Here is a 17,808-nt window from a genome sequence, read left to right as displayed (position 1 = left end):
TTTCAGCGATGGTCAGACGAACTACCGCACGGTGTGGACGAGCGTTCCCACACCCTCGACGACGGCCTTGATCGAGTCTCCGGGGCTGATCACCGCGGCTCCCGGAGTTCCCGTGCAGATGACGGTTCCGGGCGCGAGGGTCCGACCGGCCGTGAAGTACTCGACCAGATAGCCCAGGTCGTACTTCATGGCGGACACCAGGGCGGAGGAGACGACCTCGTCATTGCGGATGGTCGACACCCGGATGTTCCGGAGCGCCTCGTCGTCGAACTCGTCCAGCGTCACCAGCTGCGGTCCCACACTGCAGAACGTGTCGAATCCCTTGGACCACGGGATGTACCGCGGATTCTCGCGGATCACGTCCTCGGCGGTCATGTCGAGCACGGTCGTGACACCCGCGACGACCGAGCGCCAGTTCGCACGCGACACGTTCTTGCAGGCCACACCGATGACGAGACCGAGTTCGGCCTCCGCGGTCACCCGCTTGCTCTGGGACGGCAGTTCGATCTGCTGCCCGTTGCCGATCAGGCAGCTGCTCGGCCGCAGGTACGATCCCGGGCCGGAGGCGGGCTGCTGGGTGTTCAGGTCCTCGGAGTGGCCCCGGTAGTTCAGGCCGGCACCCCAGATGTCGCCGCCGTCGGCGATGGTCGCGGCCTCGTCGAGCCGGACGTCGGTCAGCGGCTCGACCGACCGCGAGGCGAGCAGCGCGGCGAGCTCGCTCCTTTGGGCGTCGTCCAGCAGGTCCGTGATCCGCGCGGGAGCCTGGTAGCCCTCGATGGCCGACAGCGGCACCCAGCCGCCGTCCTGTCCGGCGTGGATCCGGTAGCCGTCGCCGGCGTCGAATCGTGCGATCCTCATGTGTTCCTCCCTGTAGGGCGCTGGTCGAAAGGGGTTCGCTAGACCGCCGCGAGGCCCTGGGAGATCCGCTGGGCCGCGGCGTGAAGGTGGTTCTTGCCGACGCTTTGCGACGCCAGGTCGACGGCGATCTCCATCAGGGGGGCCGGGTCGACGGTGAGCTCGGCGCAGAGTTCCTCGATGAGCGGGAAGTACCCGGAGTGGATCCCGATGACTCCGCCGAGGACCTGCATGTTCCGGTTCTCCGGCAGGAGTTCCAGGCTGGTGCGGCAGAACTCCGCGAGCCGGGCCAGCTGCTTGTAGTCGTACCTGTCGCTGCCGACCATGCTGAGGATGCCGGCCAGCGACTCGGTCTCCGCGTTGCCGGCGCCGCGGCCGATGCCGTCGAGCGTTCCGTCGACGATGGCGGCGCCGGCCTGGAGCGCGGCGATGCTGTTGGCGTTCGCCATGCCGAGGTTGTCGTGGCCGTGGAACCCGACGACCGGGAAGTGCTCCCTGGCAACCTCGACGTAGTGCTGCACGTCGCTGGGGAGCATCGAGCCGTAGGAGTCCACGACATACAGTCCGGCCACGGCCGGAGTGACTCCGCTCAGGAGCTTGGGCAGCTGCTCGGCGGGCGTGGCGCTGGTCTTCATGAGGTTGAGGTAGACCTGCCCGCAGATCTCGGTGGCGCGCTCGATGTACTCGAGGTGCTCGGAGACCCGGTCGGCCTCCATGCCGATGCGGACGAACGACATGCCCTGGTCGCAGAGCTCCTGAAGCGTCTCGAGCCGGCTGAAACCGGGCTGCGCGAACATGCCCCAGGAGGTTTCCGACAGTTCCGAGCGGGCGATCTCGCACCACCGGGACAGGTCGATGTTGCAGGCCCTGATGCCGGAACGCTCGGCCTCGTAGCCGAGGCCGTGGCCGATTTCCACCTTCCCGATCGGCGTCTCGTTCAGTCGGCCGAGGAGTTCGATGACGAATTTCTCTTCGAGCTGGAAGTCGACGGCGTACGAGCCATCGCGCAGGGTGGCGTCAAGAATCTCGCTCGACTGCGGCTCGAACAGCGGGCCGGGTGCTGTAGACATAACCGTCCTCCGGAGCTCAGTGATTGGCGGATGAGTATGGGTGGTTCGCGGGAAAGAGCCGATGCCGGACCTCCTCCGGGACCGCATGGCGGATTCCCGGTGGGCGCGGTCGCGCATCGGCGGAGCAAGAACGATGGAACGTCACCGTAGGGAGTTCGACCGTGGAAATCCCGATCAGGGTCGGGATGGAGAAACGACCTCTGCCGCGCTGCCGCCGGCACTACCGTGCCGTGGGCGCGAGCGTTCCGGCCTCATGGTGAGTACTTCTTCGCCGGACGCGACACAAGTCCGCGTACGGGATTCCCACCTCCAGTCCCCCTCTGGATTGCCGGCGTCCTCGCCGGTTGTTGACTATGCCTCACATCCTTAGGGAGATCAACGGCTTGTTGGGCGTCGGGAATGTGACATGCATCGTCAGGTCGGAGTCGGCCCGTCCGGTTCTGGCGGCATGGTCGCGTCTCTTCGGACCTCGGAGTGACCGGCCGGTGGCAGGTTGTTGCAGGTCAGCGGAGCGGGACCGGCTGCGGACGGGTGTCGGGACCGCCGCGCCCAGGGGCGGCAGGGGAAAGAATCAGCCAACCGGCAGAACAGCCGAAGCGGTCTCGGATGTCGAGACGTCGATGATCGGGCAGGCCCGGTCCGGAGCGGTCCGCGGCGGTCGATCGGCGGTCGATCGGTGCTGGAAGCCATCGGCCGACCGGCGTCGAAGGGCAGGCGGGCGAACTGATCGACTTCGCTGGACACAGGGCGAACACGTGTGTTTGGCTTTTCGGGCGAGAGCTCGCGCCGACTCCGGACGAGTCGCTCAGCGCTTGCTCCCGCATCCGGTCGAGGCTGGATTCCGCCGCTCGGGACCCCAGGGGTTCGAACGAGCCGCTCTGTCCATTATCTGAGATACACCCGCGCCCGGTTCGCCGGAGCGGGCTCCTCTTCCTGCGCGGCCACCGGGTGATCGACGGCCGGCCGGCGCATTCGTTCACGACACCGGGCCCCGACGATCGGGGCCTCGACGACTGGAGTCGGCTGCGTCCTCGAGGACCAAGCAGCCGGGAGGGATGTCATGAGCACGGCTATTCTTGACAACTTGCGGAAGGCTCTCCCGGAGCGGGACGTGCCGGCGGTCGAGGAGTGCGCGACGACACTGCTCGAAGCGCTGCCGCGACCGGGCGAACTCGGGCGCAACACCGTGATGGTCGCCTACGGCGGCGGCAAGGACAGCTCCTACGCGCTGGCCTTCGTGCGCGCCGTCCACCTGGCCGTCGCCGAACGGCACGGGGAGACCTTCCGGCTGCGGGTGGCGACCATGCGGCACGGCGGAATGCCCTACCAGGTGATGCAGAACATCGACCGGACGTACCAGGCGCTGGGCCTGTACGGCGATCCGGACGTCGAACTGCTGCTCATCGAGGGCAGCCAGGTGCGCCCCTTCCACCGCGACCGGAGCATGCCCCACCGGCTGATCGAGTTCAACCGGGTCGACATGCTGATGTCCGGGCACCGCACCTACGGGGACGGCCGGGCCACCTTCTGCAACGCGTGCAACCTGAACGTGGCGGACTCCTTCGGTGTGGCCGCCGGCCACGGCGAGGGCGTGGACCTGATCATCACCGGCGACTCCCCCCGCGAGCAGCGCGACTACGCCCTGTGGATCCGGCAGTTGGCGCGCAGCGTCGGCCTGAAGCCCGCCGACGGCAAGAAGGGTTTCCAGGGCACCCTGGAGACGCTCAACGGCCTGGCCACGGCCTACTTCCAGGAGATCCACGGCCTGGAGAACGCGGAGCGGGTCGAGGCGCGCGGGGTGACCTCGGCCATCCCCACCGCGCTGCAGTTCTACTCCATCTACGACTACACGAGCTACGCCTCAGGGGCGCACTGGAGCCTCCTGACGGACTTCCTCGGCTTCGTCTTCGACGACATCGCGTTCAACTTCACCGAGTCCGACTGCGTGAACCCCGCGCTCATGGCCCACCTGCGCGGACTGCGGACCGAGCGGGTGTACCAGCGCTCCTACCGCGAAGGCATCGACCAGTACGCCGACTTCGCCCTGGAACTGATGCGCCGCAAGCACTTCCCGGACCACCTCGTCGAGGAGATGGAGCGGCGCTACGCCACCGAGGCCGGCGTCGAGGCGATGCGCGAGTCCGCGACCCGGTACGGCGAGGACGCCTTCGGGCTCGACACCACGCAGCTGGTCTGCATGGTGTACTCGCCCTTCGCGGGACGGGCCGCCAACCTGCACGAGTTCCTCGCCGGGGAGCACCCCGACCTGCTGGAGGCCGAGGACCGGATCCGCGAGGTGCTGGCCGGCTCCGTGGACCGCGCGCTCGCCGCCCGCCTCGAGCGGATCAGCGGACTGAGCGTGACCGACCTGCAGGCGCTGCACGACGGCCCGCTCTGGTCGCCGTTCGGGGACGCGCCCGCGCAGAAGGGGGTCCTCCCGCAGGTCATGCTCACCGACCCGCACCAGAAGCGGATCAGCGTGAAGCGCAACCCGGCGGGCGACGAGGTGCTGGACCGGGTCGCCGGCCGGTAACGAGGCCGATGGCACCAGCCGATGGCGACGGCCGGTGGCGACGGTGGACGGGCGGGGTGGCTTGCGGCGCCCCGCCCGTCCTCACGTCCGAATCAGGTCCGGCTCACGTCCGTATCAGGTCCGGATCAGCCCGGCTCACGCGCGCAGCGCGCCGTCCAGCGCACCTGCGGAGAAGCCCTCGGGCAGCGGCAGACCGAAGAGCACGTGCAGGGCGGCGAGGAACGCGGTGCGCTCCGACTCCCCGACCTCGCCCCCGCGCCGTACCGTCTTCGCGATGGTGGCGGCCGTGCCGAAGGCGGCCGGGAAGTCGGCGGCGGAGAGCGCCTCGCAGAGCTTCGCGGCGGTCTTGGACGCCGTGGGCTCCGGCCCGCCGGCGGCGGCGGCCGCAGCCGCGTGATCACCGGTGATGCGTCCGATCTGCTCGCCGAGCTGGGCCTTGACCGACACCGTCTCGTCCGTGCGGCCCGCCACCAGTAGCGAGGCGTCCAGCCACTCCGGATCGACGTTCTGGGCCGAGCCGACCCGGGCCACCGGCAGCACCGCGACCGGCGGGTGCGCGACCTTGACGTCCAGCGTCAGCAGGCGCAGCCACAGCAGGTCCGCCGTGACCGCCTCCGAGGAGGCCACCAGGGTCGCCCGCCCCGCCGGGTACGCGGCCGCCGAGGCGAGCAGCGGCGCGGGGTCGATCGACACGGACACGGACACGGCCCCGTCCGCTCCCTCGGTGAGGCTGCGGGCCCGCAGCGCGGGCGCCCAGCGCAGCTCGCCGGCCGGGTCGGCGCTCAGCACCGCGAGCGGCGTCCGGCCGAGCGAGACGGACTCGGCCGTCTCGGCGTGCCCGGAGGCCAGCAGGTCCTCGAGGTACGCCTGCATGGCCTCCTCGTGGGGCAGGCCGTCGTGCCGCCGGCCGGCCCGCACCGCGACACCGGTCTTGATGACCGGCGGCGTCAGCCAGGTCTTCGGGTCCGCGCCGGGCTCCTGCTCGCCGAGGCCGAAGCGGACCGGCAGCCCGATGGCGCGCGCGAACTCCAGGTCGGCGACCGAGTGCGCCGGGTTGACGATCACCGCGCCGGTGCCGAACTCGGGCTTGGCCCAGTCGGCGACCCAGACGGGCAGCATGTCGCCGTGCAGCGGGTGGCGCACGAACCGGCCGCTGAAGTAGGGGCGTTGCCGCACCTCGGTGCCGGCCAGCGCCTCGTGGTCGGGGTGCACCACGACCGCGCAGGCGGCGGTGAAGGGCGACCAGTCGGTGGTGAAGGTGCTCAGCGAATCACCGCCCGCCGAGCCGTTCGCCTCGTTGGCCGCGTCGCCGCTCGCCTCGCCGCCCGCGAGCTCGGCGAAGGGCAGCCGGATCACCGCGCCCCGGCTGCGGCGCAGCGCCTTCTGCTGCTTGGTGTCCACCCGCGCCCCCCAGGAGGGCGCACGGCCGGTGGCCACCGCGGTCAGCGCGGCCGCCGAGGGCACGTAGGACAGCGTCCACGGTCCGGCCGCCTCGTCCTCGGCGCTCACCGCGATCCGGCCGGCGGCCGCCAGCGCGCGCAGCAGGTCGACGGCGGGGGTGGAGGGCTCCGGCGCCGGGGCTCCGGTCAGTGCGCCGAGCCTGGCGCCGGCCGCGGCGACCGCGTTCAGCCGCCGCTCGTGCAGATCGTCGACGGGCGTGCCGATGGTCAAGACGTTGGTCGTCAATGTTCGCTCCGTTCCGGGGTGTTCGCAAGTTTAAGCAGGGATGCTAGGCCGTTTGACAGACCGTCGGGGAACTTCGGAGCGGGTTTCCGCGCACGTCAAGAACGTACAAGACGTGGCGGCCGGGAAGCGGCACGGTGGGTTCCGGCAGGCTGACAGGGCTGTCGGGTTCTCATCGGTTTGGAGCGAGCACAGTGGTCGTTGATCAGGGTTCGATGGCGTCGGGGCACGTGTCGCTGTCGGTCGGGCAGGAGCAGCTCTGGTTCCTGGAGCAGCTGACTCCCGGGCTCGCGACGTACAACGTCGCGGTCGCCCATCGGCTCCGCGGACCGCTGGACGGCGCGGCGCTCGCCGCCGCCCTGACCGAGCTCGTGCGCCGGCACGAGTCGCTGCGTGGAACGGTGTCCGCGGTGGACGGGGCGCCGGGGATGGTGTTCACCCCGCCGTCGGACGTGGACCTGCCGGTCGGCGACCTGGCCGAGGGGAGTCCCGAAGCCCGCGAGGCCCGGCTCGCGCAGGAGCTGCACGAGCACGCCTCCCGGTCCTTCGACCTGGTGCAAGGCCCGCTGTACCGCTTCAAGCTGTTCCGGTTCTCGGCGGACGAGCACGTGCTGTCGCTCGTCTTCCACCACCTCGTCACCGACGGCTGGTCGACCAGCCTGCTGCTCCGGCAGCTCCCGGATGCCTACGCCGCGGCGCTCCGTGGCGACGTACCGGCCGGCAGACCGGCCGACGGCCCGGCGCCCGTCCGCTTCGCGGACTTCGCCGCCGAGCAGCGCGCCGCCCTCGAGAATGGCGGCCTTGAGGACCAACTCCAGTACTGGCAGACACAGTTGGACGGCGTCACCCCGCTGGAGCTGCCCGCCGACCGCCCGCGTCCGGCCGAACCCAGCTACACCGCCGGCACCACGCGGGCCGAGCTGCCGCCGGATCTGCTCGCTGCGGCCCGCGCGCTCGCCGAGGCCGAGGGCGCGTCGCTGTTCATGGTCCTGACCGCCGCGCTGACCGTGGTCCTGGGCCGGTACACCGGCAACCAGGACGTCTCGCTCGGCACCGCGGCGCTCGGCCGGACCGATCCGGACCTCGAGGAGGTGGTCGGGTACTTCACCAACATGGTGGTGCTGCGGGCCGGCCTCGAGGACGATCCCGCGTTCGCCACCCTGCTGGACCGGCTCTCCGACACCCTGCTGGACGCCTACGACAACCAGGACGTGCCCTTCGAACGGGTCGTCGACCGGCTCCGGCCGCACCGCGACGCGGGCCGCAACCCGCTGTTCGGTGTCTGCGCCCAGTTCCTGACCGAGCAGACCTCGGGCATGGGGTTCGAGCTGCCGGGGCTGACCGCGGAGGCGATCGCGATCCCGTCGCTCGGCGCCCGCTTCGACCTGGCCCTGACCTTCGTCGAGTCGGCCGACCGGCTCCACGTGCTCGTCGAGTACGCCGCCGACCTCTTCGACGGCTGGCGGGTCGAGGCGCTCGTCCGGCACCTGGCCCAGGTGCTGCGGGCGGCCTGCGCGGAGCCCGCCCGGCCGGTGTCGCAGCTGGCGCTGCTCGACGGCACGGAGGTCCAGGAACTCCTCGCGGCCGGGGTCGGCGAGCTGCTCTCGCACGCGGACGAGCCGGTGCACGCCGCGATCGCCCGGCGCGCGCTGCAGCAGCCGGACCGCGTCGCCGCGATCCACGAGGGCGACACTCTGACCTACCGTCAGCTGGAGAGCCGGGCGTTCGAACTCGCCGCCTTCCTGCGCGACCGGGGGGTACGGCACGGGCAGGTGGTCGCGGTGGCGATGGAGCGCGACCTCGACGCACTCGTCGCGCTGCTCGGCGTGCTGAAGTCCGGGGCGGCGTACGCGGTCCTGGACCCCTCGCACCCGGCCGGCCGGCTGGAGTACATCCTCCAGGACACCGCGGCGCCGATCGTGCTGACCCAGAGCCGGGTGAGCGAGCGGATACCCGCGTCGGCGGACTGGTCGGTCATCGAGGTCGACCGCGAGCGGGAGGCGATCGCCAAGGCGGGAGCCGAGTCCGACGGCTGGGCCGAGGAGGCCGGCCGCGACTCGCTCGCCTACGTCATCTACACCTCCGGCTCGACCGGCCGGCCCAAGGGCGTGCTCCTCGAACACCGGGCGCTCCAGTCGTTCATCGCCTCCTACCGCCGGGTGTTCGACCTCCAGCCGGAGGACCGGATGCTCCAGCTGGCCGCCCTGGCCTTCGACATGTCGCAGGGCGAGATCTTCGCCGGCCTCACCGCCGGAGCGGCCCTGGTCCTGGTCGACAAGGAGGCCGGCACCTCGCCCGACGCGCTCGCGACGCTCATGCGGGCGCAGGAGGTCACCTACATCTGCATGTCGCCGGCGATGCTCGCGCTCGTCGAGGGCGGGTCCTACCCGCACCTGCGGAAGATCATGGCGGGCGGCGAGGCCGTTCCGGCCGAGATGGTCGCCAAGTGGAACCTGCCGGGGCGCCGGATGATCAACTGCTACGGCCCCACCGAGGCCGCCGTCGGCTGCACCTCCTACGAGTGCCCGCACGAGCCGGCCCGCAGCGCCCCGCCGATCGGCGCCCCCTTCACCGACCGCCGGATGTACGTGGTCGACAAGGCCGGCCAGCTCGTCCCGCGCGGTGTCGCCGGTGAGCTGCTGATCGGCGGTCCGGAAGGCCTCGCCCGCGGCTACCTCAACCGCCCGGACCTGACGGCGGCGGCCTTCACCGAGGATCCGTTCCACCCCGGCGGCCGGGTCTACCGAAGCGGCGACCTCGTCCGCTGGAACCGGGACTACCAGCTGGAGTTCCTCGGCCGCGGCGACGGCCAGGTGAAGCTGCGCGGCCTGCGCATCGAGCTGGAGGAGATCGAGTCCGCGCTGATGTCGCACCCGGACGTGGGGGTCGGCGCGGTGGTGCTGCGGCCGGACCGGCGCGGTGAGAACCGCCTGGTCGGCTATGCCTCGCCGGCCGCCGACCGCCTTCCCGACCCGGCCGACCTGCGGGCCCACCTGGCCGAGCGGCTGCCCGAGTACATGGTCCCGACCGCGTGGGTGGTCCTGGACCGGCTGCCGCTGACCACGGCCCGGAAGGTCGACCGCAAGGCCCTGCCGGACCCGGTCGAGGCCGACCCCGAGGAGGACTACGTCGCCCCGCAGGGGCCGACGGAGCAGGCGGTCGCGCGGATCTACGCCGAGGTACTGGAGGTCGAGCGGGTCAGCGCGGCGGTCGCGTTCTTCGCGGCCGGCGGCAACTCCCTGCAGGCGATGCGGGTCGTCAGCCGCCTCGGCAAGGAGTTCGGCGTCAAGATCCGGCTGCGGACGATGTTCGCCGACGCCACCACGCGCTCGATCGCCGCGGAGGTCGACCGGCTGGTGGCGGCGAAGCCGGCGGCCCTCAAGGCCGCCCCGGCGGGCGTCACCGCGGAGCCCGGCCGTGTCGGCTGACCTGCTCCTGCCGTTCGGCGGGGACGACACCGGGCCGGCGCCGCTGTACTGCGTGCACTCCGCCTCCGGCTCCGCCTACACCTACCTGCCGCTGGCCGGCCTCCTCGGAGGCCGGCCGGTGGTCGGCATCGAGGCGCCCGGGTACGACGGCGACGGCCTGCCGCCCACCGACCTGCGCGAGCTCGCCGAGGACTACGCCCGTACGGTCGAAGAGGACTGCGTGGGGCCGGAGTTGTGCCTGCTCGGCTGGTCGATGGGCGGTTCGGTCGCGTTCGCCATGGCCCACCGGCTGCTGGCGCGGGGGCGGCGGGTGCCGCTCGTGGTGCTGGTCGACGCCCTGATGCACCACGCCGAACCGGTCCCGCCGCGGCAGGCGGTCCTGTCCGGGTTCGCCGTCAACCTGCTGACCGAGGCCGGGAACGGACGGGCCGAGCAGCAGGTCGCCGACGTGCTGGGGGAGTGGCCGTCGGACGCGCCGACCGGGGACGCCTGGCGTCTGCTGCACCGGGCGGGCCTGATCGCCGAGGAGCTGGACGCCGAGACCCTGGACCACCGGTTCGAGGTGTTCCGGCGCAACGTCGAGGCCCTCCACGGCTACCGCCCCGAGCCCGGCTACCCCGGACCGGTGCTGGTCGTCGAGGCCGAGGACTCGCCGCGCGGTCCGCTGCGGTGGAGCGACGCGGCGCAGGACGTGCGCACCGTCACCGTGCCCGGCGACCACTTCTCGCTGTGGCAGGGAGCCGGACTGAAGGCGCTGGGCGAAGCGGTGCGGGAAAGCCTGTACGAGGTGTCCGCCGCGCGACCGGAAGGAGTACCGGCATGACCACGCAGGACACCACTGTCCGTGAACGGGAAACCGCCGTCGCGGACAAGGACAGCACCGTCGCCGACGGGGCCGGGGTGGAGGCCCGCCCGAGCCTGTGGCGCAACCGGGACTTCATCACCTTCTGGTCGGGGGAGACCCTCTCCCTGTTCGGCACGCAGATCACCGTGCTGGCACTGCCGTTGACCGCGGTGATCACCCTGGACGCGCAGCCCGACGAACTCGGTCTGCTGCGCTTCCTGCAGATGGTCCCGTACCTGGTGTTCGGGCCGCTGTTCGGGGTCTGGGTGGACCGCCACCGCCGGCGCACGACGATGATCGGGGCGAACCTGCTCCGGCTGGTGCTGATCGGCATGGTGCCGGTGCTGGCCTGGCTCGACCGGTTGGACATGCCGCTGCTGCTGGCGATCACCTTCGGTGTGGGGATCGGCGCGGTGCTCTTCGACATCAGCTGGATGTCGTTCGTCCCCACGCTGATCCGCGACCCGAAGTACCTGGTCGACGCCAACTCCAAGCTGGCGACCACGTCCGCGACCGCCGAGGCGGCCGGGCCCGGACTGGCGGGATCGCTGGTGAGCCTGCTGACGGCTCCGGTCGCGATGGCCGCGAACGCCGTGACCTTCCTCGGCTCGGTGGTCTCGCTGCTCCTGATCCGCGCCAAGGAGACCCCGCCCCAGGTCGTGCCCGGGCGGCGGATCCGTACGGAACTGGGCCAGGGACTGAGGTTCGTCGCGGGCAACCGCCTGGTGCGGTGGATCGCGCTGGTCGGCGGCCTGGCGAACTTCTTCCTCTCGGCGACGCAGCCGATGTTCCTCCTGTACGCGGCCCGCGACCGGGGGCTGTCGGCCTCGGTACTGGGACTGATCTTCTCGGTCGGTGCCTGCGGTGGGATCGTCGGCGGCATCATGTGCCGCCGGCTGACCCAGCGGCTGTCCCTCGGGCGTCTCTACGCCTGCGCGCTGACGGTGGCGTTCGTGCCGATGCTGCTCGTGCCGGCCGCCGCCGGCCCGGACTTCCTGGTGGGCGGGCTGTTCACGATCGCCTGGTTCCTCGGGCCGCTGGGGCTGACGACCGTCAACATCCTGATCATCAGCGTGCGGCAGAACGTCACACCGCCCGAGCTGCTCGGGCGGATGAACGCGGCGGTACGGGCCGTGATGTTCGGGCTCGGCGCGCTCGGCGGCCTGCTCTCGGGACTGCTCGCCGACCGGATCGGCGTGCATCAGACCCTGTGGGTCTCGACGCTCGGATCGGCGGTCTTCGTGGTCGGCGGGGTCCTGCTGTCCCCGCTCACCCGCTTGCGGGAGATGCCCGCTGCCGAGCCGACGGCCGAGACCGAGCGTGCGACCGAGACCGAGCGTGCGACCGAAACCGAGCGTGCGACCGAGCCGGAGCGTGCAACCGAGCCGGCGACCGAGGCCTTGGCCGAGCCGGCGGTGGCGGACCGGGCGTAGCGGCCGGGGCTGGTACCGATGGTGTTCTTGAAGTGGCGGGTGAAGTGCGACTGGTCGTAGAAGCCGGTGGTCGCCGCGACGAGTCCCGGCGTCATACCCTCCAGCAGCAGGCCGCGTGCCGTGTCCACCCTTCGGCCCGTCAGGTACTGATGCGGAGCCACGCCGAACTCCTTGGTGAAGGCGCGGACCAGCTGGGTGGGGTGGGACTGCAGCAGGTCGGAGGCCTCCGCCAGGGTGAGGCCTTCGACCAGCCGGGCGTCGAGCAGGTCGCGCAGCCGCCCGGCGACGCCGGGGGCGGCCGGCGGACGGGCATCGTGCAGCGTTCCCGCGAGGTGCCCGTGCAGGCGTTCGACGATGAAGCCCAGTCGGCTCTCGGCCTCCAGCGGGTCGTCGGTCCCGTTCAGGGCGGTGTGCAGCAGGTGGATCCGTTGCCGCAGCACCGGGTCCGAGATGACGGGCTGGTCCGCGGCCGCCCCGATGAGTTCATGGCTCAGCAGGGTCGGGTCCAGATAGAGCACCCGTTTCCGGAATCCGTCCGGGGAGACCGAATCGCCATTGTGCGCGACCTGCGGCGGGAGGATCGTGACGAGGTGATCCAGGGCGCCGTATTCATGACGGTCCACGTCGAAACGGACGATTCCGTCGTCGACGATGAGGAGTGTCCATGCGTCGTGCGTGTGCATGGGGTAGACGTGGTTCGTTATGCGCGCGTGGAAGACTTCTCGGATGCCGCCTACGGAAGGCCGCCAGGCGGCGATCTCCGGTTTACTCGCAGGTTTGCGCGGTGATTTACGGAGAGCTTTACTCGTCGTGAGCATGATCGATCTTATCAGGAATGCGGTTTCCCGCGTGATGGAATTTGACGCTGCGTGATGGGCGGGAAGCCCGGGTAATCCGTGTTTCCCGTCACAGGCCGCGCACGTAGCCGCCGTCACAACGCATCGCGGTGCCGGTGACGTAGGAGGCCTGCGCGCTGCACAGGAAGGCGGCGGTCGCGCCGAACTCCTCGGGCCGACCGTAGCGACCTGCCGGAATGGCCTCGACCGAGGACCGCCGCACGTCCGCCAGGCTGCGGCCGGCGCGCTCGGCGTTGGCGGCGTCGATCGCCGCGGTGCGTTCGGTCTCGATCCGGCCGGGCAGCAGGAGGTTCACCGTCACCCCGTCCGCGGCGACCTCGGCGGCCAGGGTCTTGAGGTAGCCGGCCAGCGCCGCGCGACCCAGGTTGGAGAGCGCCAGGTTGGGGATCGGAGCGGCGATCCCGCTGGACCCGACCGCCAGGATGCGGCCCCAGCCGCGTTCCCGCATGGTCGGCAGCGCCAGCGCGACCAGGGCCAACTGCGGGCGCAGCGTGACGTCCAGCGCGGCGTCCACCTCGGCCGGGTCGAGGCCGCTCGCCGGACCGGGCTTGGGCCCGGGCCCGTTGAGGACGAGCAGGTCGGGCGGGCCGAAAGCCGCGATCGTCGCCGCCATCAGCCGGGCCGGGCCGTCCTCGGCCAGGAGGTCCGCCTCGACTCCGACGGCGTCGGGCAACTCGGCGGCGATCTGCCGGGCGCGCTCCCCGCGCCGTCCGCAGACCACCGTCCGGGCGCCCTCCGCGGCCAGCGCCCGGGCGATCGCCTCCCCCAGGCCGCCGGTGGACGAGCACACGAGCGCGGTGCGCCCCGAAATTCCCAGATCCATGGGTGATTCCAACCATCTGCTAGCGGTGTGTCACGGAGTTCGAAGAGTGCGAAGAGTTCGAAGAGTGCGATGAGTTGGCAGAGTTTGGAGGCGGGAATCCCGAAGAGGCTCTCCAGGGCCCTGATGTCGTCCAGCCCCCGGTAGCCGCGCAGGACGCCCCGTACCGGTGACACCAGGCCGGCCCAGGCGACGGACCGGCTCAGCCGGTAGTCCTCCTGGTGGCGCGCCAGGAAGCGGTCGGGTTCGGCGAACGTCGACCGTCCAGCTGATCTGGGACTCGCCGCCGGGCAGCACGGCCAGCGGTTCGAAGGGCGCCAGCCGTGCGGCGGTCGCCTCGACGTCCCCGGTGTGCACGAAGTCGGCGAGATACGGATTCGAATCCGGCTTCCCGGCGTAGAGCCGGGGGACTTCGACAGTGCTCTGTACCCTGACCGGTTCTATTCCGCGCTCGAGGAAGGCGGTCGCGAGACGGGGGGACAGGGCGTAGGTGTCGACGAGAATCACACGCCGGGTAGTCAATTGAGCGAGCCTCTCTGGCAGCTGGCGGTTCGCCTTGGGGATGCAAGCACAGGAGTGACGACCTGTCAACATTCGGTCAACGAGGGCGGATGGCCATCTCGGGTGTTGAGATGTCCCTTCAAAAGCACGTGGTCGGCTTGTACGGTGAGGACGAAGGGACCGCACGTCCGGAACAGCCCTGCCGATGCTCTCGCGGGGGCAATACGGCATTCTCGCGAGTTTCCGGGCCATCCGTTGCGGTGTCCGGTCGGGGGATCGGGGGTATCGAAATCATTACCCAGGCAAGGACTTTCGTTTTACGTCACTTCCGTGGGCTGCCACGGGGATTCTGGGTAGTGCTCGCCGGCCACTCGTGAACCGGATCGGCAGTACGGCGGTCCCGTGCCTGGTGCTCTAATCGGGCGATCAGGGCCTGTCCGCGGCGGACGCCGGGACGGTGCCGGCGGCCGTCGGGCTGGGGGCCTGGTCTCGCAGCCGCTCGGCGGCGTGCCGGCCGACCGCTTCACCCGGGCGCGTGCTCAACTCCGGTGGTTCGTCTACCGAAGACCCTGAGGTGGGGGCGGCATCGGACGGCCGTGCCCCGTCCGTGCGAGCAGAGGAGAGCGCGTTGAGCGACGACATCGCCTATGCCAGGATCCATCCCGCGATCGGCATCGCCCGGGTCGGCAACAGCACTCGGGACGACGGCTGGTTCATCGGCCCGGAGGTGCCGGACCCGCCGGCCGAGCAGCCCGGCTTCTCCAAGGACGACCAGGGCGCGATCAAGCGGCAGGCCGCCCGCTTCCGGATCTACGGCTACGGCGCGGACGGCCGGGTCGTCCGCGAGCTGACGGTCGACGACCCGCGGGTGCGCATCGAGTGGGCGGTGCACGTCGCCAACAAGAAGGCCGCCTGGTACGAGTTCAGCCTCCCGCTCGACATCCCCGACATGAAGGACCAGCCCGAGCCCCGGCGCAACGCGGCCGTCAAGGACCGGGTGAGCCTGGTCATCGACCCCGGCCGCAAGACCCTGGTCGCGGGCAGCAAGCAGGAGGTGGAGTTCACCGGCGGCTCCTTCCTCGGGGCGCCCGTCCCGCTCGGCCGGATGCACTGCGATCCGGACGGCCGGCTGGTCGTGCTCGGCGGCGTCGGCACGTCCCGCAACCCCGAAGGCGGCGAGCTCGTCTCGTACGGCAACAACGACGGCTGGTGCGACGACACCTCCGACGGCCCGGTCACCGCGACCGTGACCATCGACGGCACCGCGCTGCGCGTCGACCCGGCCTGGGTCGTCGTCGCCCCGCCGAACTACGCACCCGACGTCAAGACCGTGCGCACCCTCCACGACCTGCTGTACGACCTCTTCGTCACGGAGGGGACGCTGGCGCCGCCCAAGACCGTCAACTTCGAGCGGGACGTCAAACCGATCCTGCAGCGGTTCTGCGAACTCCAGTGGGTGAACAAGGGGTTCGCCGCCCACTTCGGCTTCGGCGGCCCCCAGGACTTCCTCGCCCCCGACCACCTCGCCAGGCTCGCCGACCCCTCGCCCACGCACGAGGAACTGCGCCGCCAGGTCTACACCGCGCTGCGCGACCCCAAGCGGGACGGCATCTCCCCGATGCCCTGGCCGTGGATCTACGGCGACGGCATGAAGAGCATCCCCACCTCCGTCCTGCAGTACATGACCGTCTCCCCGACCCAGGACGCGATCCTCCTCGCCTGGATGAAGGGCGAGTTCACCACCACGCCGTGGCCGGGCTTCCCCCGGCGCCTGGAGGACGCACCCGTCGCCGACCAGCCCGCCCTGCTGGACCGCGCCGCCCTCGACTTCTGCCTCGCCGACGCCTTCCACCCCGGCTGCGAGGTCACCTGGCCGATCCGGCACACCACCATGTACGGCGAGCCGCTGCGCATCCGCCACCGCGCCGAGGGCACTGCCGAACCGGACTACGGCGACAAGCTCAGCCAGGCCCGGGCGCTCGGTCCGGACGGTCCCCTGCACGAGCAGGGCCCCGGCGACCTGACCCGCTGGATGGCCGTCCCCTGGCAGACCGACACCGCCAGCTGCCGCTCGGGGTACGAAGCCGCCAAGCAGCTAGGCCCCCGCTACGACCCCTACCTGCCCACCTTCTGGCCGGCCCGGGTGCCCAACCACGTCCTCAAGGAGAGCGACTACCGGATCGTCAACAAGGAGATCACCCGGGTCGAGGAGGACGGCCGCGAGGCGGCGTTCGCCAAGCGCGCGTCCTGGCTGCGCGGACTCCAGGGCGACTACAAGCAGCAGCTCAAGCAGGCCGTCGCCGAGTGGTACCACTTCGGCATCGTCGAGGTCCGCCCGTACACCGTCGGCGACGGCCGTTTCCCGGAGCGGATGCAGGTCGAATCCGTACCCGGTTTCCCGCTCGAAGGCGTCTCCGACACCCGCAACCTGAGCGCCATCCACGTCCCCGCCGCGACCGCCGCCCACGACGGCCTGAGCATGCAGGCGGCGGGCGAGGTCCTCGCGCTCACCGGGCTCTCGGCCGAGGAGGTCACCATCGGGTACTTCGACAAGCTCGACCCCTTCGGCGAGGAGGCCGGCGCTCCGACCGAGGGCGCGCCGACCGAGGGCGGCGCGTGACGTCGGACCACGACGTCGCGGTGGTGGGCGGCGGACCGGCCGGTGCGGCCGCCGCCCTCGCCCTGGCCGCCCGGGGGCGCAGGGTGCTGCTCGCCCACGCCCCCGGCGGCCCGCCACCGGTCGGCGAGGCGCTGCCGGCGGTCGCCCGGATGCTGCTACGCGACCTCGGCGTGGCCGACACCGTCCCCGGCACCGGGCACCTGCCCTGCTACGGCAACCGGTCCGCCTGGGGGGCCCAGGACATCGGGACCGTCGACAGCATCAACGACCCGTACGGCCCCGGGTGGCACCTGGACCGCGCACTCTTCGACCGGCGGCTGCGCGCGGCGGCCCGCGCGGTGGGGGTGGACGTCCGCGAGGCGGTGGTGCGCCCCGACTCCCGTCACCAGGACGGCTCGTGGACCCTCACCCTGGCCGGCCGGACGGTCCGCTGCCGGCACCTCGTCGACGCCACCGGCCGGCGCGCCGCCATCGCCACCACCCACGGCGCCCGACGCGTCCGCGGCGACCGGCTCGTGGCGCTGTACCTCACCCTCGACGCCCGCGACACCGCGGACGGCACCACGCTCGTCGAGGCCGCGCCCGACGGCTGGTGGTACAGCGCGCTGCTGCCCGGCGGCCGGCTGCTGGTCGCCTTCTTCACCGACGCCGACCTGCCCGCCGCCCGCCCGGACAGCCGGTCCTTCGGGCTGCGCCTGGCCGCCACCGGCCCCACCGCGGCCCGTACCGCCGCCCACCGCACGCTCCCCGCACCCGCCAGGGCGCCCGCCCACACCGTCCGCCTGGACCGCGTCCACGGCGACGGCTGGACCGCCGTCGGCGACGCCGCGGCCGCCTTCGACCCGCTGTCCTCCCAGGGCATCCTGACGGCCCTGTACACCGGTCAGGCCGCCGGAGCCGCCGTGCACGGCCACCTCGACGGCGACCCGCACGCGCTGGATGGCTACACCGATGTCGTCACGGCCGTCACCGCCGCCTACCGGCGCCACCACGCGGTCTACTACGCCCTCGAACAGCGGTGGCCGGACAGCCCGTTCTGGCAGCGGCGCCAATCGGGAGCCGCTCCTCGCGTGGCGGCGCAGGTATACCCCAAGTAAGTGAAAACAAAAGGAAGTTGCGATTTCGATCGCGTTGGCCTTGCATGTGCATGACGCCCAGGCTCGC

General features: G+C 71.5%; 10 protein-coding genes and 1 pseudogene. 6 read left to right on the top strand and 5 right to left on the bottom strand.

Annotated features, from left to right (window positions below; genetic code table 11):
• Positions 1–21 precede the first annotated feature (21 nt).
• The gene (locus ACIBEC_RS10080) at positions 22–858 is read right to left on the bottom strand and encodes a fumarylacetoacetate hydrolase family protein (RefSeq protein ID WP_360493836.1); all 837 of its coding nucleotides are present in this window, start codon (positions 856–858) and stop codon (positions 22–24) included.
• 38 nt (positions 859–896) lie between these two features.
• Complete coding sequence (locus ACIBEC_RS10075; RefSeq protein ID WP_360493839.1) at positions 897–1,925, bottom strand: hypothetical protein; 1,029 nt, start codon at positions 1,923–1,925, stop codon at positions 897–899.
• Positions 1,926–3,009: 1,084 nt separating this feature from the next.
• On the opposite strand from ACIBEC_RS10075, the gene ACIBEC_RS10070 reads away from it, so the two are divergent.
• Positions 3,010–4,458, top strand: a complete 1,449-nt coding sequence (locus ACIBEC_RS10070; protein ID WP_360493842.1) for a PqqD family protein — start codon at positions 3,010–3,012, stop codon at positions 4,456–4,458.
• Positions 4,459–4,593: 135 nt separating this feature from the next.
• On the opposite strand, the gene ACIBEC_RS10065 is transcribed toward ACIBEC_RS10070, so the two are convergent.
• Positions 4,594–6,144, bottom strand: coding sequence for a hypothetical protein (locus ACIBEC_RS10065; protein ID WP_360493845.1), 1,551 nt, complete (start codon positions 6,142–6,144; stop codon positions 4,594–4,596).
• 212 nt (positions 6,145–6,356) lie between these two features.
• Here ACIBEC_RS10065 and ACIBEC_RS10060 point away from each other — a divergent pair, with 212 nt between their 5' ends.
• The 3 genes and pseudogenes from ACIBEC_RS10060 to ACIBEC_RS10050 all read left to right on the top strand — a co-directional run.
• A complete protein-coding gene (locus tag ACIBEC_RS10060) occupies positions 6,357–9,569 on the top strand; it encodes an amino acid adenylation domain-containing protein (RefSeq protein ID WP_360493848.1) in 3,213 nt (1,070 codons plus the stop codon).
• Positions 9,559–10,392, top strand: a complete 834-nt coding sequence (locus tag ACIBEC_RS10055; protein ID WP_360493851.1) for an alpha/beta fold hydrolase — start codon at positions 9,559–9,561, stop codon at positions 10,390–10,392. Before ACIBEC_RS10060 ends, ACIBEC_RS10055 begins: the two co-directional genes overlap by 11 nt.
• Positions 10,389–11,663: pseudogene (locus tag ACIBEC_RS10050) on the top strand (MFS transporter); the annotation flags it as partial. The gene ACIBEC_RS10055 and the pseudogene ACIBEC_RS10050, both read left to right, overlap by 4 nt.
• On the opposite strand, the gene ACIBEC_RS10045 reads toward ACIBEC_RS10050, so the two are convergent.
• On the bottom strand, positions 11,615–12,664 hold the full coding sequence (locus ACIBEC_RS10045) for an AraC family transcriptional regulator (RefSeq protein ID WP_360494167.1): 1,050 nt from the start codon (positions 12,662–12,664) through the stop codon (positions 11,615–11,617). The pseudogene ACIBEC_RS10050 and the gene ACIBEC_RS10045 sit on opposite strands and share 49 nt — an antisense overlap.
• Positions 12,665–12,752: 88 nt before the next feature.
• Positions 12,753–13,526 (bottom strand): SDR family oxidoreductase, encoded by a 774-nt coding sequence (locus ACIBEC_RS10040; protein ID WP_360493854.1) that lies wholly within the window; start codon positions 13,524–13,526, stop codon positions 12,753–12,755.
• 1,126 nt (positions 13,527–14,652) lie between these two features.
• Here ACIBEC_RS10040 and ACIBEC_RS10035 point away from each other — a divergent pair.
• Positions 14,653–16,644 carry a LodA/GoxA family CTQ-dependent oxidase gene (locus ACIBEC_RS10035; RefSeq protein ID WP_360493856.1) on the top strand — a complete coding sequence of 664 codons (1,992 nt, stop codon included), beginning with the start codon at positions 14,653–14,655 and terminating at the stop codon, positions 16,642–16,644.
• The gene (locus ACIBEC_RS10030; RefSeq protein ID WP_360493859.1) at positions 16,641–17,741 is read left to right on the top strand and encodes a tryptophan 7-halogenase; all 1,101 of its coding nucleotides are present in this window, start codon (positions 16,641–16,643) and stop codon (positions 17,739–17,741) included. Before ACIBEC_RS10035 ends, ACIBEC_RS10030 begins: the two co-directional genes overlap by 4 nt.
• The last annotated feature ends 67 nt before the right edge of the window (positions 17,742–17,808 follow it).

The organism is Kitasatospora sp. NPDC051164 (assembly GCF_044455625.1).
Lineage (GTDB): Bacteria > Actinomycetota > Actinomycetes > Streptomycetales > Streptomycetaceae > Kitasatospora.
The sequence above is the reverse complement of the archived record's forward strand: the minus strand, read 5'-3'. Positions and strand labels throughout refer to the sequence as shown.

Bases quoted from the DNA above. Each gene is read 5' to 3' on its own strand.
- ACIBEC_RS10045 (WP_360494167.1), bottom strand. From the start codon at position 12,664: ATGCTCACGACGAGTAAAGCTCTCCGTAAATCACCGCGCAAACCTGCG.
- ACIBEC_RS10040 (WP_360493854.1), bottom strand. From the start codon at position 13,526: ATGGATCTGGGAATTTCGGGGCGCACCGCGCTCGTGTGCTCGTCCACC.
- ACIBEC_RS10080 (WP_360493836.1), bottom strand. From the start codon at position 858: ATGAGGATCGCACGATTCGACGCCGGCGACGGCTACCGGATCCACGCC.
- ACIBEC_RS10075 (WP_360493839.1), bottom strand. From the start codon at position 1,925: ATGTCTACAGCACCCGGCCCGCTGTTCGAGCCGCAGTCGAGCGAGATT.
- ACIBEC_RS10060 (WP_360493848.1), top strand. From the start codon at position 6,357: ATGGCGTCGGGGCACGTGTCGCTGTCGGTCGGGCAGGAGCAGCTCTGG.